Annotated in this window: 19 protein-coding genes; 17 read left to right on the forward strand and 2 right to left on the reverse strand. The window is 69.8% G+C overall.

Translation table 11 applies throughout. The features are described 5' to 3' along the window. Positions 1–218: 218 nt before the first annotated feature. A complete protein-coding gene (locus ACZ5PB_RS25120; RefSeq protein ID WP_468693995.1) occupies positions 219–764 on the reverse strand; it encodes a GNAT family N-acetyltransferase in 546 nt (181 codons plus the stop codon). Positions 765–884: 120 nt separating this feature from the next. Between ACZ5PB_RS25120 and ACZ5PB_RS25125 the strand changes: the two genes are divergently transcribed. Together ACZ5PB_RS25125 and ACZ5PB_RS25130 are read left to right on the forward strand one after the other, a co-directional pair. Continuing rightward, complete coding sequence (locus tag ACZ5PB_RS25125) at positions 885–2,168, forward strand: geranylgeranyl reductase family protein (protein ID WP_468694157.1); 1,284 nt, start codon at positions 885–887, stop codon at positions 2,166–2,168. Between the two features lie 773 nt (positions 2,169–2,941). Next, positions 2,942–3,880, forward strand: a complete 939-nt coding sequence (locus ACZ5PB_RS25130; protein ID WP_468693996.1) for a threonine/serine dehydratase — start codon at positions 2,942–2,944, stop codon at positions 3,878–3,880. An 80-nt stretch (positions 3,881–3,960) separates the two neighbouring features. On the opposite strand, the gene ACZ5PB_RS25135 is transcribed toward ACZ5PB_RS25130, so the two are convergent. Then, the gene (locus ACZ5PB_RS25135; protein WP_468693997.1) at positions 3,961–4,818 is read right to left on the reverse strand and encodes a C40 family peptidase; all 858 of its coding nucleotides are present in this window, start codon (positions 4,816–4,818) and stop codon (positions 3,961–3,963) included. A gap of 905 nt (positions 4,819–5,723) precedes the next feature. Here ACZ5PB_RS25135 and ACZ5PB_RS25140 point away from each other — a divergent pair. The 15 genes from ACZ5PB_RS25140 (at position 5,724) to recQ (ending at position 24,067) form a co-directional block, all read left to right on the forward strand. Then, positions 5,724–6,083 carry an NADH-quinone oxidoreductase subunit A gene (locus tag ACZ5PB_RS25140; RefSeq protein ID WP_189821185.1) on the forward strand — a complete coding sequence of 120 codons (360 nt, stop codon included), beginning with the start codon at positions 5,724–5,726 and terminating at the stop codon, positions 6,081–6,083. Positions 6,084–6,101: 18 nt separating this feature from the next. After that, positions 6,102–6,656: a NuoB/complex I 20 kDa subunit family protein gene (locus ACZ5PB_RS25145; RefSeq protein ID WP_468693998.1), complete on the forward strand. Its 555-nt coding sequence runs from the start codon at positions 6,102–6,104 to the stop codon at positions 6,654–6,656. Further along, the gene (locus tag ACZ5PB_RS25150; protein ID WP_468693999.1) at positions 6,653–7,369 is read left to right on the forward strand and encodes an NADH-quinone oxidoreductase subunit C; all 717 of its coding nucleotides are present in this window, start codon (positions 6,653–6,655) and stop codon (positions 7,367–7,369) included. The genes ACZ5PB_RS25145 and ACZ5PB_RS25150 overlap by 4 nt, the downstream gene beginning before the upstream one ends. Next, the gene (locus tag ACZ5PB_RS25155; RefSeq protein ID WP_468694000.1) at positions 7,366–8,715 is read left to right on the forward strand and encodes an NADH-quinone oxidoreductase subunit D; all 1,350 of its coding nucleotides are present in this window, start codon (positions 7,366–7,368) and stop codon (positions 8,713–8,715) included. Before ACZ5PB_RS25150 ends, ACZ5PB_RS25155 begins: the two co-directional genes overlap by 4 nt. 17 nt (positions 8,716–8,732) lie before the next feature. After that, positions 8,733–9,563: an NADH-quinone oxidoreductase subunit NuoE gene (gene nuoE / locus ACZ5PB_RS25160; protein WP_468694158.1), complete on the forward strand. Its 831-nt coding sequence runs from the start codon at positions 8,733–8,735 to the stop codon at positions 9,561–9,563. Further along, positions 9,563–10,933, forward strand: a complete 1,371-nt coding sequence (gene nuoF, locus ACZ5PB_RS25165; protein WP_468694001.1) for an NADH-quinone oxidoreductase subunit NuoF — start codon at positions 9,563–9,565, stop codon at positions 10,931–10,933. The genes nuoE and nuoF overlap by 1 nt, the downstream gene beginning before the upstream one ends. Next, positions 10,930–13,440 carry an NADH-quinone oxidoreductase subunit G gene (locus ACZ5PB_RS25170; protein WP_468694002.1) on the forward strand — a complete coding sequence of 837 codons (2,511 nt, stop codon included), beginning with the start codon at positions 10,930–10,932 and terminating at the stop codon, positions 13,438–13,440. Before nuoF ends, ACZ5PB_RS25170 begins: the two co-directional genes overlap by 4 nt. After that, the gene (gene nuoH, locus ACZ5PB_RS25175; protein ID WP_468694003.1) at positions 13,437–14,798 is read left to right on the forward strand and encodes an NADH-quinone oxidoreductase subunit NuoH; all 1,362 of its coding nucleotides are present in this window, start codon (positions 13,437–13,439) and stop codon (positions 14,796–14,798) included. The genes ACZ5PB_RS25170 and nuoH overlap by 4 nt, the downstream gene beginning before the upstream one ends. Continuing rightward, positions 14,791–15,441 carry an NADH-quinone oxidoreductase subunit NuoI gene (nuoI, locus tag ACZ5PB_RS25180; RefSeq protein ID WP_468694004.1) on the forward strand — a complete coding sequence of 217 codons (651 nt, stop codon included), beginning with the start codon at positions 14,791–14,793 and terminating at the stop codon, positions 15,439–15,441. Before nuoH ends, nuoI begins: the two co-directional genes overlap by 8 nt. Then, entirely contained in the window at positions 15,438–16,274 is an 837-nt protein-coding gene (locus ACZ5PB_RS25185) for an NADH-quinone oxidoreductase subunit J (protein WP_468694005.1), read from the forward strand. The genes nuoI and ACZ5PB_RS25185 overlap by 4 nt, the downstream gene beginning before the upstream one ends. Beyond that, on the forward strand, positions 16,271–16,570 hold the full coding sequence (gene nuoK / locus ACZ5PB_RS25190; protein ID WP_468694006.1) for an NADH-quinone oxidoreductase subunit NuoK: 300 nt from the start codon (positions 16,271–16,273) through the stop codon (positions 16,568–16,570). The genes ACZ5PB_RS25185 and nuoK overlap by 4 nt, the downstream gene beginning before the upstream one ends. 15 nt (positions 16,571–16,585) lie before the next feature. Further along, positions 16,586–18,481 carry an NADH-quinone oxidoreductase subunit L gene (nuoL, locus tag ACZ5PB_RS25195; protein ID WP_468694007.1) on the forward strand — a complete coding sequence of 632 codons (1,896 nt, stop codon included), beginning with the start codon at positions 16,586–16,588 and terminating at the stop codon, positions 18,479–18,481. 5 nt (positions 18,482–18,486) lie between these two features. Next, complete coding sequence (locus ACZ5PB_RS25200; RefSeq protein WP_468694008.1) at positions 18,487–20,061, forward strand: NADH-quinone oxidoreductase subunit M; 1,575 nt, start codon at positions 18,487–18,489, stop codon at positions 20,059–20,061. Further along, positions 20,058–21,722: an NADH-quinone oxidoreductase subunit NuoN gene (gene nuoN / locus ACZ5PB_RS25205; RefSeq protein WP_468694009.1), complete on the forward strand. Its 1,665-nt coding sequence runs from the start codon at positions 20,058–20,060 to the stop codon at positions 21,720–21,722. The genes ACZ5PB_RS25200 and nuoN overlap by 4 nt, the downstream gene beginning before the upstream one ends. A gap of 221 nt (positions 21,723–21,943) precedes the next feature. Further along, complete coding sequence (gene recQ, locus ACZ5PB_RS25210; protein WP_468694010.1) at positions 21,944–24,067, forward strand: DNA helicase RecQ; 2,124 nt, start codon at positions 21,944–21,946, stop codon at positions 24,065–24,067. The last annotated feature ends 33 nt before the right edge of the window (positions 24,068–24,100 follow it).

The following is a 24,100-nucleotide window of genomic DNA, read 5'->3' on the forward strand; positions in this document are numbered from 1 at the left end:
CCCCCTCCCTCCCCCCCCCCCCCCCCCCCCCCCCCCCCCCCCCCCCCCCCTCCCCCCCCCCCCCCCCCCCCCCCCCGCAGCCGGGCTGGCAGCCACCGGGCCAGGGCGGCACCAAGGGGCTCGGCGCATAACGCCGGGGAGCCGGAACGCCGAGGGCCCGGCGGGCGAGCACACCGCACACGTGCTCACCCCCGGGCCCTCCTCGTACGAGCGGCGCCTCAGAGCGCCAGCCGGTAGCAGTAGCCCTTGCGCTCCGGCTCCGCGCCCGGCACCACGAACGTCTCGGTGCGCCGCATGCCGAGCCGCTCGGCGACCGCGACGGAGCGGACGTTGCGCGCGTCGACCATGGCCGTCACCTCCGGCACGCCCGCAGCCCCGACCCGTTCCAGGGTTGCCCGCGCGGCGGCGGTCGCGTACCCGCGGCCCCAGTACGCACGGCCGAGCCGCCAGCCGATCTCGATCTCGCCGACCGGGCCGAAGTGCTGGTGCGGCCACGGCTGCGCGCCGGTGAAGCCGATCACCGTGTCGTGCTCGTCGAGCAGCGTCCACAGGCAGAAGCCCAGTTCGGCGTCGTGCTTGCGCTGCCTGGCGGTCAGTTCCTCGTACACCGACACACCGGCCGGCTTCCCGCCGTGGAACTCCATGACCTCGCGGTCCTTGAACACGTCGTACCAGGTGTACGCGTCCTCCTCGATCGGCACCCGCAACCGCACGGTGGGGAGCGCGCGGGACGGCGCGGGGGACAAGGGGGGCGTGAGGGTCATCGGGACAGCCCTTCGGGTGAGTGAGGAGTACGCCCCCATAGACTGCCCTTCGACCTGTGCCGTCAAGGCACTTAATCGACTCCGAGTTCTACGGGAGACCACGCCGTGACCGAGCAGCCCGTGACCGCGACCCCCTCCGAGCACAGCGCAGATGTGATCGTCGTCGGGGCCGGACCCGCCGGTTCGGCCACCGCGTACTACCTGGCGAAGGCCGGACTCGACGTACTCCTCCTCGAAAAGACGGCGTTTCCGCGCGAGAAGGTCTGCGGCGACGGGCTGACTCCGCGCGCCACCAAGCAGCTGGTGTCGATGGGCATCGACATCTCCGAGGAGGCGGGCTGGCTGCGCAACAAGGGCCTGCGCATCATCGGCGGCGGCCAGCGGCTCCAGCTGGACTGGCCGGAGCTCGCGTCCTTCCCCGACTACGGGCTGGTCCGCAAGCGCGACGACTTCGACGAGCAGCTCGCCAGGCAGGCGCAGAAGGCGGGCGCCAGGCTGTACGAGCGCTGCAACGTCGGCGCCCCGGTCCTGGACTCCCGTACCGGCCGCATCACCGGCGTCGAGGCCAAGCTGGGCGAGGAGAAGCTGCCCGTCACCTTCCACGCCCCGCTGGTGGTCGCCGCCGACGGCAACTCCACCCGGCTGTCCCTGGCGATGGGCCTGCACCGGCGCGACGACCGCCCGATGGGCGTGGCCGTCCGCACGTACTTCACCTCGCCGCGCCACGACGACGACTACCTGGAGTCCTGGCTGGAGCTGTGGGACCGGCGTGGTCCGCAGGACCGGCTGCTGCCCGGCTACGGCTGGATCTTCGGCATGGGCGACGGCACGTCCAACGTCGGGCTCGGCATCCTCAACTCCTCCAAGGCGTTCAAGGAGCTGGACTGGCGCGAGGTGCTGAAGGCGTGGTGCGCGTCGATGCCGGAGGAGTGGGGCTACACCCCGGAGAACATGACGATGCCGATCCGCGGTGCCGCGCTGCCGATGGCCTTCAACCGCCAGCCGCACTACACCAAGGGGCTGTTGCTGGTCGGCGACGCGGGCGGCATGGTCAACCCGTTCAACGGTGAGGGCATCGCCTACGCCATGGAGTCCGGGCAGCTCGCCTCGGACGTCATCGTCCAGGCACACGCCCGGGCGACGCCGGCCCAGCGGGAAATGGCGCTGGCCCGTTACCCCCAGGTCCTCAAGGACACCTACGGCGGGTACTACACGATGGGCCGCGCCTTCGTGAAGCTCATCGGCAACCCCAAGATCATGAAGCTGGCGACGGAACGGGGCCTGACCCACCCGGTCCTGATGCGCTTCACCCTCAAGATGCTCGCCAACCTGACGGACCCCACGGGCGGCGACACCATGGACCGCATCATCAACGGCCTCTCCAAGGTAACCCCCAACTCCTAACCCGCACCCCCGCCTCCGTGGGCGGCGGGGCCCCGCCGAGCCCCCTCGGGCGCGCGGCATACCCCCGCCCCCTCGGGCGACGGGGCCGCCCCTTTCCCCCTACCCCCTAGCCCCCTTGGGCGACGGGGCCGCCCCTACCCGCACCCCCTAGCCCCCTTGGGCGGCGGGGCCGCCCCTACCCCCACCCCCTAGCCCCCTTGGGCGGCGGGGCCGCCCCCCGGGGGCGGAACGGGCGGGCAAGGGGGCGGCCCCCGGCGGAGCCGGACCCCTGGGCCCCGTCCCAGCTCCGCCTTGGCCCCCGCTCCGTACACGAGTGGTCCGCTGCGCGGGGCTTCACCCCACCCCGCCCCTTCCCGAAACCGGGGCTCCGCCCCGGGCCCCGGGCCCGTGTGGGCGGGCGGGGGTGGGTGGGTTGCCGGGGCTGCGCCTCGGGCCCCGGGGTGGCAGCCCGGTTGGGGTGGGTGGGGGAGGTGCGGGTGCGTCGTGGCTGGCCGCGCAGTTCCCCGCGCCCCTGAAGGGGCGCACCCCCGCGCGGGGGTGGGATGGGTACACGGTGCCCCTGCGAGGAGGGGTGGTCGTGCCCGCGCGGCGGAGCCGCAGAGTGTTACAGCCCCGCGCCCCTGAAGGGGCGCGCCCCCACGCGGGGGAGTGTGCGGCGAGTTACCCCTGCGAGGGGGGAACTGGTCGCGCCCGCGCGGCGGAGCCCCGTGCCCCTGAAGGGGCGCATCCCCGTGCGGAGCCATTCGTATCCCGAGCGATCAACTGGAGCCCCCGTGCCGAACCCCACCCTCACCCCCCAAGAAATCACCTCCGCCGCCACCCGCATCACCCCCCACATCCGCCCCGTCACCCTCACCCCAGCCACCCCCGACACCCCCGACACCACCCCCCACACCACCCTCGCGCTCGAATTCATGCAGCACACCGGCAGCTTCAAGGCCCGCGGGGCCATGAACTTTCTCCTCGCGCACCGCGAAGCCGGCACCCTCCCCGACACCGGCCTCACCATCGCCTCCGGCGGCAACGCCGGCCTCGCCTGCGCGTGGGCGGCGCGTGCGCACGGCGTGCGGGCGACCGTGTTCCTGCTGGAGACCGCACCGCCGGTCAAGGTGGCACGGCTGCGTTCGTACGGCGCCGAAGTACGCCTCGTAGGCAAGCGCTACGACGAGACCCTGGCCGCCTGCGAGGAGTTCGCGGCCACCTCCGGCGCGCTCGCCTCCCACGCGTACGACCACCCGCTCATCGCGGCAGGCGCAGGCACCCTGACGGACGAGATCCTGCGGCAGCTCCCCGGCGGCCTGGACTCGATCGTCGTCTCGGTGGGCGGCGGCGGCCTGTTCGCGGGCGTGGCGACCGCCGCGCTGGCGGCAGGGGTCGAAGTGGTCGCGGTGGAACCGGAGAAGTGCCGCTCGCTGCACGAGGCACTCGCGGCCGGTCGGGTCGTCGACGCTGCGGTGGATTCGGTCGCCTCGGACTCGCTGGGCGCGCCACGGGTCTCGGAGACGGCTCTCGCGGTGGCGCAGCGGGACGGAGTGCGTTCCGCGCTCGTGACGGACGAGGCGATCGTAGCGGCCCGGCAGCGCCTCTGGGACGAGCGCCGGCTCGCCGTGGAACACGCGGCGGCCACGGCGTACGCGTACGAACCGGCCCCGGGAGAGCGCACGGCCGTCGTCCTGTGCGGTGCCAACACCGGCCTCGGAGACCTGAACTAGACCAGGCCCGGACACGCCGAAGGGCCGTCACCCCCGAGCGGTGGGGGCGACGGCCCTTCGGCGTATCGCAGTACGTCGGATCAGAGAACGCGGACCGCGCCGGTCGGCGGGTCGTACGAGAGCGGACGCTCCACGACACCGGTGCCGGAGTTCTGCGCGCCGACGAAGTTGCCGCCGCCCACGTAGACGGCCGTGTGGTACGCGCTGCCCGCGCTGCCCCAGTAAAGGATGTCGCCGGGCTGGAGGTTGTCGAGGCCGACCTGCGTGCCCGCGGTCGACTGACCCTGCGAGACGCGCGGCAGGTCCACGCCGATGGAGCCGAACGCGGCCTGCATGAGACCGGAGCAGTCCCACGCGTTGGGGCCGGTGCTGCCCATCACGTACGCGTCGCCGACCTGGGCGCGGGCGAACGCGATGACGGCGGCGGCGCTGCCGCTGGCGTTGGAGGAGGACTTGGCGGAGCTGCCGGAGCCCTCCGAGGAGCTGGAGGAGCCGGAGGAGGCGGAGAGGGTGGAACGCTCGGTGGAACGCGAGGCGCGCTCCTGCTCGGCCTTCTTCTCGGCCTTCTCGCGGGCCTCGTCCGCCTTCTTCTTGGCCTCGGCCTTGCGGTCCGCCTCGGCCAGGGCCTGGCGGGCGTCCTTCATGGCGTCGTCCGCGGCGGCCTGCTGGCGCGCCTCGCGGTCGTACTCGAAGGCGATCTGCTGGGTGGCCTCGGCACTGGCCGTGGCCGGAGCGGTGGACGTGGCGGCAGCATCGGGGGCCGCGGCGAGCGCGGGCATCTCGATGGTCTCGTGCACCGGCTCGGCGTATGCCGGAGCCGCCGCACCAGCCACCGCGATGGTGCTGAGGACGCCACCGGCAACTCCGGCACGGAGCGCCATCTTCGAGGCGCTGCGGCGGGGCTTCCGGTGGCTGGGTATGTGAGCGGTGTGGGACATGAGAACAACCGCTATCAGAGGTAACGAGTCGGCATCAAGAAACGTGGTCTGCGCCACAGTTGCCAACGCGTGGCCCGAATTCGGCGTCCGCGCGGCCTTATTGACGCCGTAACGGTCAAAACGGGCACGGGCGCACAGCCCTGTGATCATGGGTTTTCCGCGATTCGCCCGAATTGCCCCGACGCCTACCATCCGTCCACACGCATGGCCAAGCCCGCTTTTCTGACGGATCATCGGCTGTGACGCAGGTCACAGTTTACGAGCACTTCGGCACCCCTGTCGGCCACTTGGCCCCCCGCATTCCCGACTTCCCTGTATTCATGCCCGATTTCACCGACTCTGTCCCTGACTTCCGCGCCTCGTCCGTTAGTGAACGCGTGCACGTGGCCACCCGCATTCGTGAACCCCCCTCGCACGCGCGAGTGAGAGGGAGGGGGTGGAGGAGTGGGGGGGCGCGGTGGGGTGACGGGGAGTTCGGGGGAGTGCCGCGACCGCGCCGCGCCAGTATCACTGGATCGCGTCCAGCTCCAATTTGCTTGTAGGCGCCACCTCTTGATAGAGCAACACGCCTCCGACCAGCGGCAACACCACCGAATGTCACGTCTGGTGATCACTCGCGTGCTTCCGGTACGTAGATCACCGCTCATCCGGCTTCATGATCCTTCGTCAGGTGGTGGAGATCACAAAGCCGTTGTCGTACCCCGTGTCGCAGATCACAGACCGGCAGGCATAGGATGCGGGGCAGTCAGGCTTGTGAACTGCCTCACATATCCGCGATCTTCATACCGTCCTCGCGGTCAGGGACGAGGGGGAGACGGGGAGAGGCGCACCGGCCCCCCGCTCCGGGGTTATGCACGAGCCCGGCGCGGTCCAACGGTCAAGGACGACTGGAAGGAGCGAGGAGGGTGAATGCTTACGCGCCCATCCTTGTGCTCGGCGCCCTCGGGGCAGGGTTTGCGATCTTCTCCGTGGTCATGGCCACGCTTATCGGCCCCAAGCGCTACAACCGGGCAAAGCAGGAAGCGTACGAGTGCGGCATCGAGCCCACTCCCACGCCGGCCGGCGGCGGACGCTTTCCCATCAAGTACTACCTGACGGCGATGCTGTTCATCGTCTTCGACATCGAGATCGTCTTCCTCTACCCCTGGGCGGTCTCCTTCGACGCCCTGGGGATTTTCGGGCTCGTCGAGATGCTGCTCTTCGTGCTCACCGTTTTTGTCGCGTACGCGTACGTATGGCGTCGCGGCGGCCTGGAATGGGACTGAGGGGCTGAGGGAACACCCATGGGACTCGAAGAGAAACTGCCGAGCGGCTTTCTGCTGACGACGGTCGAACAGGCCGCGGGCTGGGTGCGGAAGTCCTCCGTCTTCCCCGCGACGTTCGGCCTCGCCTGCTGCGCCATCGAGATGATGACGACGGGAGCGGGCCGGTACGACCTGGCCCGCTTCGGCATGGAGGTCTTCCGCGGCTCGCCGCGGCAGGCGGACCTGATGATCGTGGCGGGCCGGGTCAGCCAGAAGATGGCGCCGGTGCTGCGGCAGGTCTACGACCAGATGCCGAACCCCAAGTGGGTGATTTCCATGGGGGTTTGCGCCTCCTCGGGCGGCATGTTCAACAACTACGCGATCGTCCAGGGCGTCGACCACATCGTCCCCGTGGACATCTACCTCCCGGGCTGCCCGCCCCGCCCCGAAATGCTGTTGGACGCGATCCTCAAGCTCCACGAGAAGATCCAGGGCTCCAAGCTCGGTGTGAACGCGGAGGAAGCGGCCCGCGAGGCGGAGGAAGCGGCCCTCAAGGCGCTCCCCACCATCGAGATGAAGGGCCTGCTCCGGTGAGCGACGAAGTGAACGACGGCGTGGGCGGCGTCCCCGCCCAGCGCGACGAGAACGCCGAGGTGCTGCGCGTCCGCAAGGGCATGTTCGGCGCCAACAACGGAGGCGACACGACGGGTTACGGAGGACTCGTCCGCACCGTCACCTTCCCCGGCGCCACCTCACGGCCGTACGGCGGCTGGTTCGACGAGGTCGCCGACGAGCTGGAAGGCGCTCTGGAGGAGCAGGACCTGCTCCCCTCCCATGCCATCGAGAAGACGGTCGTCGACCGCGGCGAACTCACCTTCCACATCGCCCGCGAGCACCTCCTCCAGGTGGCCAGGACGCTGCGCGACGACCCGGCCCTGCGCTTCGAGCTGTGCACCGGCGTCAGCGGCGTGCACTTCCTGGAGGACAAGGGACGCGAGCTGCACGCGGTCTACCACCTTCGCTCGCTCACCCACGGCCGGCTGATCCGCCTCGAAGTCAGCGCCCCCGACGCCGACCCGCACGTCCCCTCGCTGGTGTCGGTCTACCCGACCAACGACTGGCACGAGCGCGAGGCGTACGACTTCTTCGGCCTGGTCTTCGACGGCCACCCCGCCCTGACCCGGATCATGATGCCGGACGACTGGCAGGGCTTCCCGCAGCGCAAGGACTACCCACTCGGCGGCATCGCCGTCGAGTACAAGGGCGCCCAGATCCCGGCTCCGGACCAGCGGAGGTCGTACTCGTGACCACACCCCCTTCTTCTGCGCAGGCCCCCTCCTCCGCCTCGGCGCGCGAGACCACCGAGGGCACCGTCTACACGGTCACCGGCGGCGACTGGGACGAAGTCGTCCAGTCCGCGGCGAAGGCCGACGACGAGCGCATCGTCGTCAACATGGGTCCCCAGCACCCCTCCACCCACGGTGTGCTCCGGCTGATCCTGGAGATCGACGGCGAAACCGTCACCGAGGCCCGCTGCGGCATCGGCTACCTCCACACCGGCATCGAGAAGAACCTCGAATTCCGGAACTGGACCCAGGGCACCACCTTCGTCACGCGCATGGACTACCTGACGCCGTTCTTCAACGAGACGGCGTACTGCCTGGGCGTCGAGAAGCTGCTCGGCATCACGGAGCAGATCCCCGACCGGGCCAGCGTCATCCGCGTCCTGCTGATGGAGCTCAACCGGCTCTCCTCGCACCTGGTGTGCATCGCCACCGGCGGCATGGAGCTCGGCGCGACCACGATCATGATCTACGGCTTCCGGGACCGCGAACTCATCCTGGACGCCTTCGAACTGATCACCGGCCTGCGGATGAACCACGCGTTCGTCCGCCCCGGCGGCCTCGCCCAGGACCTCCCGCCGGGCGCCATGGACAAGCTCAGCGAGCTCCTGAAGACCCTGCGCAAGAACCTGCCGGAGTACGACAAGCTCGCCACCGGCAACCCCATCTTCAAGGCCCGCATGCAGGACGTCGGCTACCTCGACCTCACCGGCTGCATGGCCCTGGGCGCCACGGGACCGGTGCTCCGCTCGGCGGGCCTGCCGCACGACCTGCGCAAGACCGACCCGTACTGCGGCTACGAGACCTACGACTTCGAGGTCCCCACCGCCGACACCTGCGACTCCTACGGCCGGTTCCTCATCCGGCTCGAAGAGATGCGCCAGTCCCTCGACATCGTCGAGCAGTGCCTGGCCCGCCTCAAGGAGCCCGGACCGGTCATGGTCGCCGACAAGAAGATCGCCTGGCCCGCCCAACTGGCCATCGGGGCCGACGGACTCGGCAACTCCCTCGACCACATCCGCAAGATCATGGGCACCTCCATGGAGGCCCTGATCCACCACTTCAAGCTGGTGACCGAGGGCTTCCGGGTCCCGGCGGGCCAGGCGTACGCGGCCGTCGAGTCCCCCAAGGGCGAACTCGGCGTGCACGTCGTCTCCGACGGCGGCACCCGCCCCTACCGGGTCCACTTCCGCGACCCGTCCTTCACCAACCTCCAGGCCATGGCAGCGATGTGCGAGGGCGGCCAGGTCGCCGACGTCATCGTCGCCGTCGCGTCCATCGACCCCGTGATGGGAGGCGTCGACCGATGACCGATGTGTCACTGGGCATGCCCCAACTGCCCGCACCCGCCTACCCGGACGAGGTCCGGGCCCGGCTCGAAGCGGACGCGAAGGAGGTGATCGGCCGCTACCCCGACAGCCGCTCCGCGCTGCTGCCGCTGCTGCACCTCGTGCAGTCCGAGGAGGGGTACGTCTCCCGCACCGGCATGCGCTTCTGCGCCGAGGTCCTCGACCTCACCACCGCCGAGGTCACCGCGGTCGCCACCTTCTACACCATGTACCGGCGCAAGGCCTCCGGCGACTACCAGGTAGGCGTCTGCACCAACACGCTGTGCGCGGTGATGGGCGGCGACGCCATCTTCGACGAGCTCAAGTCGTACCTGGGCGTGGGCAACAACGAGACCACCGCCGACGGCAAGGTCACCCTCGAACACATCGAGTGCAACGCGGCCTGCGACTACGCCCCCGTGGTGATGGTCAACTGGGAGTTCTTCGACGACCAGACCCCCGAGTCGGCCAAGAAGCTCGTCGACGACCTGCGCGCGGGCCGCCCCGTCGAGCCCACCCGCGGCGCCCCCCTGTGCACCTACAAGGAGACCGCCCGCATCCTGGCCGGCTTCCCCGACCAGCGCCCCGGCGCGGTCGAGGCCTCCGGCGGCGCGGGCCACGCCTCGCTGCTGGGACTCAGGCTCGCCAAGGGCGAGAAGCTCGGCGCGCCCCGCGTCGTATCGCCGCGCGGCGAGACCAAGCAGGACGGGCCGCAGCCCGGCGCCCAGCACCTCAGCTCGCACGACGCACCGCAGCAGACCTCGGCCTCCGACCCCGCTGCCGCACCCGAGCAGCACCCGGCCGGGCCCTCGTCCGAGGAGGGGGAGTGATGACCGTGACCACCGAGATCGACGGCAACGGGAACGGCAACGACGGGGACAGCCCCGAGAAGCTGCTCTCACCGGTCCTGTCCGCCTTCTGGGACGACCCCCAGTCGTGGACGCTGGAGACCTACCGCAGGCACGAGGGGTACGAGGGCCTGCGCAAGGCGCTCGCCATGACCCCCGACGACCTGATCGCCTATGTGAAGGACTCCGGTCTCCGCGGGCGGGGCGGTGCCGGATTCCCCACCGGGATGAAGTGGCAGTTCATTCCCCAGGGCGACGGTAAGCCGCACTATCTAGTTGTCAACGCCGACGAATCGGAGCCGGGGACCTGCAAGGACATCCCGCTCCTCTTCGCGAACCCGCACAGCCTCGTCGAGGGCATCGTGATCGCCTGTTACGCGATCCGTTCGAATCACGCGTTCATCTATCTGCGCGGTGAGACCGTCCCCGTACTGCGCAGGCTGCACGAGGCCGTGCGGGAGGCGTACGAGGCCGGATACCTCGGCAAGGACATCCTCGGCAGCGGACTCGATCTCGAACTCACCGTGCACGCGGGGGCGGGTGCGTACATCTGCGGAGAAGAGACCGCGCTGCTGGACTCGCTCGAAGGCCGTCGCGGCCAGCCCCGGCTGCGTCCCCCCTTCCCTGCGGTCGCCGGTCTTTACGCCTGTCCCACTGTCGTGAACAACGTCGAATCGATCGCATCGGTTCCCGCGATCCTCAACAAGGGCAAAGACTGGTTCCGTTCGATGGGCAGCGAGAAGTCCCCGGGCTTCACGCTGTACTCGCTGAGCGGCCATGTCGCCAACCCCGGCCAGTTCGAGGCCCCGTTGGGCATCACCCTGCGCCAGCTGCTCGACATGAGCGGCGGCATGCGGCCCGGACACCGGCTCAAGTTCTGGACGCCGGGCGGCTCTTCCACCCCGATGTTCACCGACGAGCACCTGGACGTGCCCCTCGACTACGAGGGAGTCGGAGCCGCCGGTTCCATGCTCGGCACCAAGGCGCTCCAGTGCTTCGACGAGACGACGTGCGTGGTGCGGGCCGTGACCCGCTGGACCGAGTTCTACGCCCACGAGTCCTGCGGCAAGTGCACGCCCTGCCGTGAAGGGACGTACTGGCTAGTGCAGTTGCTCCGCGACATCGAAGCCGGCAAGGGGCAGATGTCCGACCTGGACAAGCTCAACGACATCGCCGACAACATCAACGGCAAGTCCTTCTGCGCGCTCGGGGACGGAGCGGCCTCGCCGATCTTCTCCTCCCTCAAGTACTTCCGCGAGGAGTACGAGCAGCACATCACCGGCAAGGGCTGCCCCTTCGACCCTGCCAAGTCGACCCTGTGGGCCGACAAGCACCTGGAGGTGAACGCATGACCGTCACGACCAACAGTGCTCCCTCCGGGGGAGGGGAGGCGGCGGTTCCGCCCGAGGACCTGGTGTCCCTCACCATCGACGGCATCGGCATCAGCGTCCCCAAGGGCACCCTGGTGATCCGCGCCGCCGAACTCCTCGGCATCGAGATCCCCCGGTTCTGCGACCACCCCCTCCTCGACCCGGCCGGCGCCTGCCGCCAGTGCATCGTCGAGGTCGAGGGCCAGCGCAAGCCGATGGCCTCCTGCACCATCACCTGCACCGACGGCATGGTCGTCAAGTCGCAGATCACCTCGCCGGTCGCCGACAAGGCGCAGCGCGGAGTGATGGAACTCCTGCTGATCAACCACCCGTTGGACTGCCCGGTCTGCGACAAGGGCGGCGAGTGCCCGCTGCAGAACCAGGCCATGTCGCACGGCGACGCGGACTCCCGCTTCGAGGGCAAGAAGCGGACGTACGAGAAGCCCGTCCCGATCTCCACCCAGGTGCTCCTGGACCGCGAGCGGTGCGTGCTCTGCGCGCGCTGCACCCGGTTCTCCAACCAGGTGGCGGGCGACCCGATGATCGAGCTGATCGAGCGCGGCGCGCTCCAGCAGGTCGGCACCGGCGAGGGCGACCCCTTCGAGTCGTACTTCTCCGGCAACACCATCCAGATCTGCCCGGTCGGCGCACTCACCTCGGCCGCGTACCGCTTCCGCTCGCGCCCCTTCGACCTGGTGTCCTCGCCGTCGGTCTGCGAGCACTGCGCGGGCGGCTGCGCGACGCGCACCGACCACCGGCGCGGCAAGGTCATGCGGCGCATGGCCGCCGAGGACCCGGAGGTCAACGAGGAGTGGCTGTGCGACAAGGGGCGGTTCGGGTTCCGCTACGCCCAGCGGCCCGACCGCCTGGGGACCCCTCTCGTACGGAACGCGGAGAGCGGTGAGCTGGAGCCCGCGAGCTGGCCGGAGGCACTGGCCGCCGCCGCGAAGGGTCTTTCCGCCGCACGCGGGCGTGCCGGTGTCCTCACCGGCGGCCGGCTGACCGTCGAGGACGCGTACGCGTACAGCAAGTTCGCCCGTACCGCCCTGGACACCAACGACATCGACTTCCGCGCGCGCGTGCACAGCGGCGAGGAGGCCGACTTCCTGGCCGCCCGGGTCGCCGGGCGGGGCCGCGACCTCGACGGCACCGGGGTCACGTACACCACCCTGGAGAAGGCCCCGGCCGTACTCCTGGCCGGATTCGAGTCCGAGGAGGAGGCGCCCGGCGTCTTCCTGCGGCTGCGCAAGGCCCACCGCAAGCACGGCCAGCGCACCTTCGCCCTCGCCTCGCACGCCACCCGGGGCCTGGAGAAGGCGGGCGGCACCCTGCTCCCCGCCGCCCCCGGCACCGAGACCGACTGGCTGGACGCACTGGCCGGACACGCGGGCCTGGAGGCCGACGGGGCCACCGCGGCCGACGCCCTGCGCGAGCCGGGCGCGGTCATCGTGGTCGGCGAGCGCCTCGCCGGTGTGCCGGGCGCGCTGACCGCGGCGGTACGCGCGGCTGCCGCGACCGGCGCCGAACTGGTGTGGATCCCGCGCCGGGCCGGAGAGCGCGGCGCGATCGAGGCCGGTGCGATCCCCTCGCTGCTGCCCGGCGGGCGCCCCGCGACCGACCCACGCGCGCGTGAAGAGGTCGCCGCCGCCTGGCGGGTGGCCGAACTCCCGCACCGCCACGGCCGCGACACCGGCCAGATCATCGAGGCCGCCGCAGGCGGCGAACTCCTCGCCCTGGTCGTCGCCGGAGTCGAACCCGGCGACCTCCCGGACCCGGCACGCGCCCGCGTGGCACTCGACGAGGTGCGGTTCCTGGTCTCCCTGGAACTGCGGCCCAGCGAGGTCACCGACCACGCGGACGTCGTCCTTCCGGTGGCGGCCGTCGCCGAGAAGCCCGGCACCTTCCTCAACTGGGAGGGAAGGGCCCGGATGTTCGAGGCCGCCCTCAAGCCCGAGCAGATGACCCGCACCCTCGCCCCCAGCGACGCGCGCGTGCTTCACATGCTCGCGGACCAGATGGACGTCCACTTCGCGCTGCCGGACCTGAAGTCCGTACGGCGTGAGATGGACCGGCTCGGCGCCTGGGACGGAACGTACGCCTCCGCCCCGCTGGAGACCTCCAGGCCACTGCCCCGCGCGGGCGCCGGCGAAGCGGTCCTCGCGGGTCACCGGCTGCTGCTCGACCAGGGCAGGCTGCAGGAAGGCGACGAGGCGCTGGCCGGTACCCGGCACGCGGCCGTGGCCAGGCTGTCCGCCGCCACCGCCGCCGAGACCGGCGTCAAGAACGGCGACGTCATCGCCGTCACAGGCCCGGCCGGCAGCGTCGAACTGCCGCTCCAGGTCAGTGAGATGCCCGACCGGGTGGTCTGGCTCCCGATGAACTCGGCCGGTGGCGGCGTCCTCTCCGACACCGGGGCCCGCCCCGGACAACTGGTCACGCTCGCACCCGCGAAGGCCGCGGCGAGCGCCCCGACGGAGGTGACGGCATGACGACGTACCCACTCGCCGCCGAAGACCTGTCGATGTTCGGCACGGACCCCTGGTGGCTTGTCGCGATCAAGGCCGTCTTCTGCTTCGCGTTCCTGATGGTCACCGTGCTCTTCTCCATCGTGTGGGAGCGCAAGGTGGTCGCCTGGATGCAGCTGCGCATCGGCCCCAACCGGCACGGCCCCTGGGGCATGCTCCAGTCGCTCGCCGACGGCATCAAGCTGATGCTGAAGGAAGACGTCGTCGTCAAGCGCGCCGACAAGGTCGTCTACATCCTGGCGCCGATCATCGCGGCGATCCCGGCGTTCATGGCCATCGCGGTCATCCCCTTCGGCCCGGCGGGCAACGAGGTGTCGATCTTCGGGCACCGCACCTCGATGCAGCTCACCGACCTGCCGATCGCGATGCTGTACGTCCTGGCCTGCGCCTCGGTCGGCATCTACGGCATCGTCCTGGCGGGCTGGTCATCCGGCTCGACGTACCCGCTGCTCGGCGGACTCCGCTCCTGCGCGCAGATGATCTCGTACGAGATCGCCATGGGCGCGGCCTTCGCCTCGGTGTTCCTCTACTCCGGGTCGATGTCGACCTCGGCGATCGTGGAGGCGCAGGCGGACCGGTGGTTCATCATCCTGCTGCCGGTGTCGTTCATCATCTACGTCGTCACCATGGTCGGCGAGACCAACCGCGCCCCGTTCGACATGCCGGAGTCCGAGGGCGACCTGGTCGGCGGTTTCAACACCGAGTACTCGTCCATCAAGTTCGCGCTGTTCATGCTGGCCGAGTACGTCAACATGGTCACCGTCTCGGCGGTCTCGGTCACCCTCTTCCTGGGCGGCTGGCGGGCCCCGTACCCGATCAGCACCTTCTGGGAGGGCGCGAACCACGGCTGGTGGCCGATGCTCTGGTTCATCCTCAAGGTGCAGTTGCTGCTGTTCTTCTTCATCTGGCTGCGCGGCACGCTTCCGCGCGTGCGCTACGACCAGTTGATGAAGCTGGGCTGGAAGGTCCTGATCCCGGTCTCGGTGGTCTGGCTGATGCTCGTGGCGACCGTACGGGCGCTGCGCAACGCGAACGTCGAGTACCAGCAGATCGTGCTGTACGTGGCCGGGGGAGTGATCGCGGTGCTCCTGCTGTCGTTCCTGTGGGACTTCTTCCGCCGCGGCAAGGACGAACAGCCGCAGGACCAGGCCGCGTTCGACCCGATGGCCGGCGGATTCCCGGTGCCGCCGCTGCCCGGACAGACCCTGCCGCCGGTGCCGCGCAGGCGCTCCCGGCAGGAGCGGGAGCTCGTTGTCAGTGGCGGCGGCAATACTGGCAACACTGCTACTGAGAGTGACGGAAAGGAGGCGGACGGTGTCTGAGGCATCTTCCCGGGGCGAGGACCCCCGGACCCCCTGGCAGAACCCCGTGGCCGGCTTCGGCGTGACCTTCAAGGCCATGTTCAAGAAGCGGCTGACCGAGCAGTACCCGGAAACGCCGAAGGTGACCGCGCCGCGCTTCCACGGCCGCCACCAGCTCAACCGGCACCCCGACGGCCTGGAGAAGTGCATCGGGTGCGAACTCTGCGCCTGGGCCTGTCCGGCCGACGCGATCTACGTCGAGGGCGCGGACAACACCGAGGAGGAGCGCTACTCCCCGGGCGAGCGCTACGGCCGCGTCTACCAGATCAACTACGCCCGCTGCATCCTGTGCGGGCTGTGCATCGAGGCCTGCCCCACCCGGGCGCTCACGATGACCAACGAGTTCGAACTGGCCGACAGCAGCCGCGAGAACCTCATCTACACCAAGGACCAGCTCCTCGCCGGTCTCACCGAGGGCATGGTCGAGTCCCCGCACTCGATCTTCCCCGGGACGGACGAGCAGGACTACTACCGGGGCCTGGTCACCGAGGCCGCGCCCGGCACCGTCCGGCAGGTCGCGCTGAGCAAGGGGGAGCGGCCCCAGGAGGGCGCCTCCACCTTCGGCGAGGACGAGCCCGCATCGAGCAAGGTGGTGGGAGCGTGAGCGCGCTTGCCGCCGCCGCCTCGACCGGCGAGGCCGTGCAGTTCTGGATCCTGGGCACCGTCGCCGTCATCGGTGCACTGTGCACCATCCTGATGAAGAAGGCCGTGCACAGTGCGCTGTGCCTCGCCGGAACCATGATCATCCTGGCGGTCTTCTACCTCGCCAACGGGGCGTACTTCCTGGGCATCGTCCAGATCGTCGTCTACACCGGCGCGATCATGATGCTCTTCCTCTTCGTGGTCATGCTCGTCGGCGTGACCGCCGCGGACTCCCTCAAGGAGACGCTGAAGGGACAGCGCTGGCTGGCCGCCACCTGCGGACTCGGCTTCGGCATCCTGCTCATCGCCGGTATCCGCAACGCCCAGTTGAAGGAGTTCAACGGGCTGGCCAAGGTCAACGCGGGCGGCAACGTCCAGGGCCTGGCGGAGCTGATCTTCACCAAGTACGTCTTCGCCTTCGAGATCACCGGCGCCCTGCTGATCACCGCCACCGTCGGCGCGATGGTCCTCACCAACCGCGAGCGCACCGAGCGGGCCAAGACCCAGCGCGAGCTGGCCGAGCAGCGCGTACGCGAAGGCAAGCACCTGCCGCCGCTGCCCGCCCCCGGCGTCTACGCCCGGCACAACGCGGTGGACATCGCCGGTCTGCTCCCGGACGGCACCCCGTCCGAGCTGACCGTCATGCAGACGCTGCGCGAGCGCGGCCAGATCCGCGACGTGTCCACCGAGGCCCTCAACGACCTGAAGGCACTGGAGCAGCGCTCCGAGGAGCGGCTGGGACGCCACGACGCGGAGCGTCCGGCGTCGCGGCGGGAAGAGGAGGCAGCCAAGTGAGTCCGGTCAACTACCTCTATCTCGCCTCGCTGTTGTTCACCATCGGCGCGGCGGGCGTGCTGATCCGGCGCAACGCCATCGTCGTGTTCATGTGCGTCGAGCTGATGCTCAACGCATGCAACCTGGCACTCGTCGCGTTCTCCCGGATGCACGGCAACCTCGACGGCCAGATCATCGCCTTCTTCACGATGGTCGTCGCCGCGGCCGAGGTCGTGGTCGGCCTGGCGATCATCGTGTCGCTGTTCCGGTCCCGCCACTCGGCCTCGGTCGACGACGCCAGCCTGATGAAGCTGTAAGGGGTCGGAAGAAAAGTGGAGAACCTGATCGCGCTGCTCGTCGCGGCGCCACTGCTCGGAGCGGCCGTACTGCTGTGCGGCGGGCGCCGGTTGGACAAGGCCGGACACTGGCTGGGCACGCTGCTCGCCGCCGGCTCGTTCGTCATCGGCGCCGTGCTCTTCGCCGACATGCTCGGCAAGAACGCGGACGACCGCGCCCTGCACCAGAAGCTGTTCAGCTGGGTCCCGGTGGAGGGGTTCCAGGCGGACATCGCCTTCCAGCTCGACCAGCTGTCGATGACCTTCGTCCTGCTGATCACCGGTGTGGGCACCCTGATCCACATCTACTCGATCGGCTACATGGAGCACGACGAGCGCCGCCGGCGCTTCTTCGGCTACCTGAACCTCTTCCTCGCGGCGATGCTCCTGCTCGTCGTCGCCGACAACTACCTCCTGCTGTACTTCGGCTGGGAGGGCGTCGGCCTCGCCTCGTACCTGCTCATCGGGTTCTGGCAGCACAAGCCCAGTGCGGCGACCGCGGCCAAGAAGGCTTTCCTGGTCAACCGGGTCGGTGACATCGGCCTGTCCATCGCGATCATGCTGATGTTCACCACCTTCGGGACCTTCGCCTTCGGTCCTGTCCTCGGGGCGGCGGAAGGCGCGAGCGAGGGCAAGCTCACCGCGATCGGCCTGATGCTGCTGCTCGCCGCGTGCGGCAAGTCGGCACAGGTGCCTCTCCAGTCCTGGCTGGGTGACGCGATGGAGGGCCCGACCCCGGTCTCGGCCCTGATCCACGCGGCGACCATGGTCACCGCCGGTGTGTACCTGATCGTCCGGTCCGGCGCCATCTTCGACGCCGCCCCCGACGCCCAGCTGGTGGTCACCGTCGTCGGAGCGGTCACGCTGCTCTTCGGTGCGATCGTCGGTTGTGCCAAGGACGACATCAAGAAGGCACTCGCCGGATCGACCATGTCGCAGATCGGCTACATGATCCTCGCGGCCGGACTCGGCCCGATCGGCTACGCCTTCGCGATCATGCACCTGGTGACGCACGGCTTCTTCAAGGCCGGGCTCTTCCTCGGCGCCGGATCGGTCATGCACGGCATGAACGACGAGGTCGACATGCGGAAGTACGGCGGCCTGCGCAAGTACATGCCGGTCACCTTCATCACCTTCGGCCTCGGCTATCTGGCACTGATCGGCTTCCCCGGCCTGTCCGGCTTCTTCTCCAAGGACAAGATCATCGAAGCGGCGTTCGCCGCGGGCGGCGCCCAGGGCTGGATCCTCGGCGGAGCCACCCTGCTCGGTGCCGGACTCACCGCGTTCTACATGACGCGCGTGATGCTGATGACCTTCTTCGGCGAGAAGCGCTGGCAGCCGGACGCCGAGGGCAACCAGCCGCACCCGCACGAGTCGCCCAAGTCGATGACGATCCCGATGATCGTGCTCGCCTTCGGGTCGGTCTTCGCCGGTGGGCTCTTCAGCATCGGCGACCGGTTCGTCAACTGGCTGGAGCCGGTGACCAAGTTCGAGCACCCGCACCCGCCGATCAGCATCCCGGTCATCACCGGCGCCACGATCGCGGTCCTGCTGCTCGGCGTGGTCGCCGCCTGGTTCCAGTACGGCCGCAAGCCGGTCCCCGTGGTCGCCCCGCGCGGCTCGCTGCTCACCCGGGCCGCCCGCCGCGACCTCCTCCAGGACGACTTCAACCACGTCGTCCTGGTCCGCGGCGGCGAGCACCTCACCCGCTCGCTGGTCTACCTCGACCACACCGTGGTCGACGGCGTGGTCAACGGCACCGCCGCCTCGGTCGGCGGGCTCTCGGGCCGGCTGCGCAAGCTCCAGAACGGCTACGCCCGCTCGTACGCGGTCTCGATGTTCGGCGGTACGGCGATCCTCATCGCCGCGACCCTGCTGATGAGGGCGGTCTGATCACGATGTCCTTTCCCCTGCTCACCGCGACGGCGGTCCTCCCGGCGGCCGGTGCCATCCTCACCGCCGCCGTGCCCGCCGCACGTCGCACGGTCGCCAAGTGGCTGGCGCTGCTGGTCTCGCTCGGCACCCTCGTACTGGCCGCGATCGTGCTCGTACGGTTCGAACCGGGCGGCGACCGCTACCAGTTGACCGAGTCGCACGCCTGGATCAAGGACTTCGGGGTCCGCTACGAACTCGGTGTGGACGGCATCGGGGTGGTGCTGGTCGCCCTGACCGCACTGCTCATCCCGTTCGTCATCGTCGCCGGCTGGAAGGACGCCGACCCCCTCGAAAAGAAGGACAACAAGCGCTGGCGGCCCACCCAGGGCTTCTTCGCGCTGATCCTGATGGTCGAGGCGATGGTGATCCTCTCCTTCGAGGCCACCGACGTCTTCCTCTTCTACATCTTCTTCGAAGCCATGCTCATCCCGATGTACTTCCTCATCGGCGGCTTCGGCGACCGGGCGCACTCGGGCACCGACGAGTCGGCAGCCGCCCAACGGTCCTACGCGGCGGTCAAGTTCCTGCTGTACAACCTGGTCGGCGGGCTCATCATGCTGGCCGCCGTCATCGGTCTGTACGTCGTCGCCGGGACGTTCTCGCTCTCGGAGATCGCCGAGATGCGCGCGGCCGGCACGCTGGAGATGTCGACCAACATCGAACGGCTGCTGTTCCTCGGCTTCTTCTTCGCCTTCGCGGTGAAGGCCCCGCTGTGGCCGCTGCACACCTGGCTGCCGAACGCGATGGGGGAGGCGACCGCACCGGTCGCCGTCCTCATCACGGCGGTCGTCGACAAGGTCGGCACCTTCGCGATGCTGCGCTTCTGCCTCCAGCTCTTCCCGGAGGCCAGCAAGTGGGCGACGCCCGTCGTCCTCGTACTGGCGCTGATCAGCATCGTGTACGGGGCACTGCTCGCCGTCGGCCAGCGGGACATCAAGCGGCTGATCGCGTACGCCTCGATCTCGCACTTCGGCTTCATCATCCTGGGCATCTTCGCGATGACCAGCCAGGGCCAGTCCGGCGCGACGCTCTACATGGTCAACCACGGCATCTCGACCGCCGCGCTGATGCTGGTCGCGGGCTTCCTGATCACCCGGCGCGGCTCGCGGCTCATCGCGGACTACGGCGGGGTGCAGAAGGTGGCCCCGGTGCTCGCCGGAACCTTCCTGATCGGCGGACTCGCCACCCTGTCGCTGCCGGGACTCGCCCCCTTCGTGAGCGAGTTCCTGGTCCTGGTCGGGGTGTTCGCCGCGTACCCGGTGGTCGGGATCATCGCCACCACCGGCATCGTCCTCGCCGCGCTCTACGTCCTGGTGCTCTACCAGCGCACCATGACCGGCCCGGTGAAGGCCGAGGTCAGCGGCATGAAGGACCTCAAGGCCCGGGAACTGGTGGTGGTCGTTCCGCTGATCGTGATGCTGATCGGGCTCGGCGTCTTCCCCAAGCCGCTGACCGAGATCATCAACCCGGCGGTCACCCACACCATGCATGACGTGAACAAGCAGGACCCGAAGCCCGAAGTGGAGGCCGCGAAGTGAGCGCAGTGTCTGTCCACAGCCTGTGGACGAATCTGGCGGCGGCCGACCCCGCAGTGCCCGGCAAGACCTTCGAGGCGCCGACCATCGAGTACACCCAGCTCGCACCGATCCTGATCGTGGTGAGCGCGGCCGTCCTCGGGGTGCTGGCGGAAGCGTTCGTGCCCCGCAAGGGGCGCTACTACGCCCAGCTGTTCATCGCGGTGGTCGCCATCGCCGCCGCCTTCGCGGCCATCGTCGGCCTCGCGGCCAGCGGGTTCGCCACCACCAAGGCGCACATCGCGGCCGAGGGCGCCATCGCCGTCGACGGCCCGGCGCTGTTCCTCCAGGGCACGATCCTGCTGGCCTCGCTGGTCGCGGTCTTCACCTTCGCCGAGCGCCGCCTCGACCCGGTCCAGCACGGCAACCACAGCGACTCGTTCGCCGCGGACGCCGCCGCCGTACCGGGCAGCGACGCCGAGAAGGCCGCGGTCAAGGCCGGGTTCACCACCACCGAGGTCTTCCCGCTCGCGATGTTCGCGGTGGCCGGTCTGCTCGCCTTCCCGGCGGCCAACGACCTGCTGACCCTCTTCATCGCCCTCGAAGTGTTCTCGCTGCCGCTCTACCTCCTGTGCGCCGTCGCCCGCCGCAAGCGGCTGATGTCGCAGGAGGCGGCCGTGAAGTACTTCCTGCTCGGCGCGTTTTCCTCGGCATTCCTGCTGTTCGGCATCGCCCTGCTGTACGGCTACGCGGGCTCGGTCTCGTACGCCCGGATCGCTGACATCGTCGAAGGCACCGCGCAGAGCATCGACCCGGCGCTGGCCGACACCATGGGCAACGACGCCCTGCTGCTCATCGGCATGGCGATGATCCTGATGGGCCTGCTCTTCAAGGTCGGCGCCGTCCCCTTCCACATGTGGACGCCGGACGTCTACCAGGGCGCCCCGACCCCGGTCACCGGCTTCATGGCGGCGGCCACCAAGGTCGCGGCCTTCGGCGCGCTGCTCCGGCTGCTCTACGTCGTCCTGCCGGGCCTCACCTGGGACTGGCGGCCGGTCATGTGGGGCATCGCGATCGTCACCATGCTGGGCGGTGCGATCGTCGCGATCACCCAGACCGACATCAAGCGGCTCCTGGCGTACTCCTCGATCGCACACGGCGGATTCATCCTGGCCGGTGTCATCGCGGCCACCCCCGACGGGATCTCGTCCGTCCTCTTCTACCTGCTCGCCTACTCCTTCGTGACGATCGGCGCCTTCGCCGTGGTCACGCTGGTGCGCGACGCGGGCGGCGAGGCGACGCACCTGTCCAAGTGGGCCGGTCTCGGCCGGCGCTCGCCGCTGGTGGCCGCCGTCTTCGCGGTCTTCCTCCTCGCCTTCGCGGGCATCCCGCTGACCTCCGGGTTCTCGGGCAAGTTCGCGGTCTTCAAGGCGGCGGCGGAGGGCGGGGCCGGGGTGCTGGTCGTGGTCGGTGTGCTGTCCTCGGCCATCGCCGCGTTCTTCTACATCCGGGTCATCGTGCTGATGTTCTTCAGCGAGCCGAAGGCGGACGGACCCACGGTTGCCGTGCCCTCGCCGCTGACGATGACGGCGATCGGGGTGGGAGTGGCGGTGACGCTGGTGCTCGGTGTGGCGCCGCAGTACTTCCTGGACCTGGCGGGGCAGGCGGGGATGTTCGTCCGCTAGCTCTTTCCTCCTGTCTCCAGCCCTTGGCACGTCTGGTTCGCCACCGCCCGGCACCCCTTTTCTGGGGGGCCGGGCGGTGGCTTTTGGTCCGGGTTGTCAGTGCGGGGCTCTACCGTGGGTCGTGGGTGAGACAGGCGTACCGGGATACGAGTACCGGGATACGAGCACGGGGACCAGGGACCACTGCGGGGGACGGCGCGATGAATGGGACGACGAGCGGTATGGACGCAATGACGGTGTCGGTGACGGGCGGGGCGGTGACCGGCGGAGCCGCGGAGGAGAGCGAAGCGCTCCAGACGCTGCACCGGGTCTTCGGGTACGACGCCTTCCGGGGCGAGCAGGCGGAGATCATCGAGCAGGTGGTGAGCGGCGGCGACGCGGTCGTGCTCATGCCCACCGGCGGCGGAAAGTCGCTCTGCTACCAGATCCCCTCCCTGGTCAGGCCGGGTGTCGGCGTGGTGATCTCGCCGCTGATCGCCCTGATGCAGGACCAGGTGGACGCGCTGCGCGCGCTCGGTGTGCGCGCCGGATTCATGAACTCCACCCAGGACTTCGACGAGCGGCGGACGGTCGAGGCGGAGTTCCTGGCGGGCGAGATCGACCTGCTCTACCTGGCTCCGGAGCGGCTGCGGCTCGACTCGACGCTGAACCTGCTGGGCCGGGGCAAGGTCTCCGTCTTCGCCATCGACGAGGCGCACTGCGTCGCCTCGTGGGGCCACGACTTCCGGCCGGACTACCTGGCGCTCTCGGTGCTGGGCGAGCGCTGGCCGGACGTACCGCGCATCGCGCTGACGGCGACCGCGACGGCGGCCACCCACAAGGAGATCACCGACCGGCTCGGCATGCCCGACGCCAAGCACTTCGTCGCCAGCTTCGACCGGCCGAACATCCAGTACCGCATCGTCCCGAAGGTCGAGCCCAAGAAGCAGCTGCTTGCCTTCCTCAAGGAGGAGCACGCCGGGGACGCGGGCATCGTCTACTGCCTCTCGCGGAAGTCGGTGGACGCGACGGCGGAGTACCTGCGGGGCCAGGGCATCGAGGCAGTCCCCTACCACGCGGGGCTCGACGGGCCGACCCGTGCCCGCAACCAGGCGCGCTTCCTGCGCGAGGACGGCCTGGTGGTCGTCGCGACCATCGCGTTCGGCATGGGCATCGACAAGCCGGACGTGCGCTTCGTCGCGCACCTGGACCTGCCGAAGTCCGTCGAGGGCTACTACCAGGAGACCGGCCGCGCCGGGCGTGACGGGGCGCCGTCGACGGCCTGGATGGCGTACGGACTCCAGGACGTCGTCCAGCAGCGCAAGATGATCCAGACCAGCGAGGGCGACGAGGCGTTCCGCCGCAGGGCCGCCTCGCACCTGGACGCGATGCTGGCCCTCTGCGAGACCGCCGAGTGCCGGCGCGGACAGCTGCTCGCGTACTTCGGGCAGGAGCAGGGGGGCGGGGCCGGGGCTGGTGCCGGTGCCGTGGCCGGTTGCGGGAATTGCGACACCTGCCTCAACCCGCCCGAGACGCTGGACGGGACGGTGCCCGCGCAGAAGGTCCTGTCGACGGTGGTCCGGCTCAAGCGGGAGCGGAACCAGAAGTTCGGGGCGGGGCAGATCATCGACATCCTGCTCGGCAAGAAGACCGCCAAGGTCATCCAGTTCGACCACGACCAGCTGTCCGTCTTCGGCATCGGATCGGAGCTCGCCGAGAGCGAATGGCGGGGCGTGGTGCGGCAGTTGCTCGCCCAGGGCCTGCTGACGGTCGAGGGCGAGTACGGCACGCTGGTCATGACGGACGCGAGCGGCGAAGTCCTCGGCGGACGGCGCGAGGTGCGTCTGCGCAAGGAGCCGAAGCGGGCTGCGGCGGGGCGGGGCGCGGGTGGCTCCCGTGGCGAGAAGAAGGCGAAGGCGGCGCCGGTGGACCTGCCGGCCGAGCTGGTCCCGGTCTTCGAGGCGCTACGGGAATGGCGGACGGCACTGGCCAAGGAGCAGGGAGTGCCGCCGTACGTGATCTTCCACAACGCGACGTTGCAGGAGATCGCGGCGGTGCGGCCGGCGTCGATGGAGGAGCTCGGGCGGATCGGGGGGCTGGGGGAGAAGAAGCTGGCGACGTACGGGGAGGGCGTGCTGGAGGTTCTGGCGGGTCTGGGCGGGAGCGGCGGGGGGTCTGGGGGTGGGGGCGAGGCTCCGGCCGCGGTTGCAGCTCCGGCGGCAGCCCCCGCTCCGGCCGCTGCTTCGGCCCCGGCGTCGGCTCGTGGTTCGGCCGGGCGGGGGCGGGCTGTTGAGTCCGCGCCCGAGTGGGACTGGGATGCGGAGCCGGAGGAGGAGTGGGGGGCGGAGGCGCCGCCGGAGGACTGAGGCGGGGGCGTGGGCTGGTGGGGCGGTGTCGCG

Source organism: Streptomyces sp. NPDC032721, assembly GCF_055579625.1.

Bases quoted from the DNA above. Each gene is read 5' to 3' on its own strand.
- ACZ5PB_RS25120 (WP_468693995.1), bottom strand. From the start codon at position 764: ATGACCCTCACGCCCCCCTTGTCCCCCGCGCCGTCCCGCGCGCTCCCC.
- ACZ5PB_RS25135 (WP_468693997.1), bottom strand. From the start codon at position 4,818: ATGTCCCACACCGCTCACATACCCAGCCACCGGAAGCCCCGCCGCAGC.
- ACZ5PB_RS25145 (WP_468693998.1), top strand. From the start codon at position 6,102: ATGGGACTCGAAGAGAAACTGCCGAGCGGCTTTCTGCTGACGACGGTC.
- nuoE (WP_468694158.1), top strand. From the start codon at position 8,733: ATGCCCCAACTGCCCGCACCCGCCTACCCGGACGAGGTCCGGGCCCGG.
- nuoF (WP_468694001.1), top strand. From the start codon at position 9,563: ATGACCGTGACCACCGAGATCGACGGCAACGGGAACGGCAACGACGGG.
- ACZ5PB_RS25170 (WP_468694002.1), top strand. From the start codon at position 10,930: ATGACCGTCACGACCAACAGTGCTCCCTCCGGGGGAGGGGAGGCGGCG.
- nuoH (WP_468694003.1), top strand. From the start codon at position 13,437: ATGACGACGTACCCACTCGCCGCCGAAGACCTGTCGATGTTCGGCACG.
- ACZ5PB_RS25200 (WP_468694008.1), top strand. From the start codon at position 18,487: ATGTCCTTTCCCCTGCTCACCGCGACGGCGGTCCTCCCGGCGGCCGGT.
- recQ (WP_468694010.1), top strand. From the start codon at position 21,944: ATGGACGCAATGACGGTGTCGGTGACGGGCGGGGCGGTGACCGGCGGA.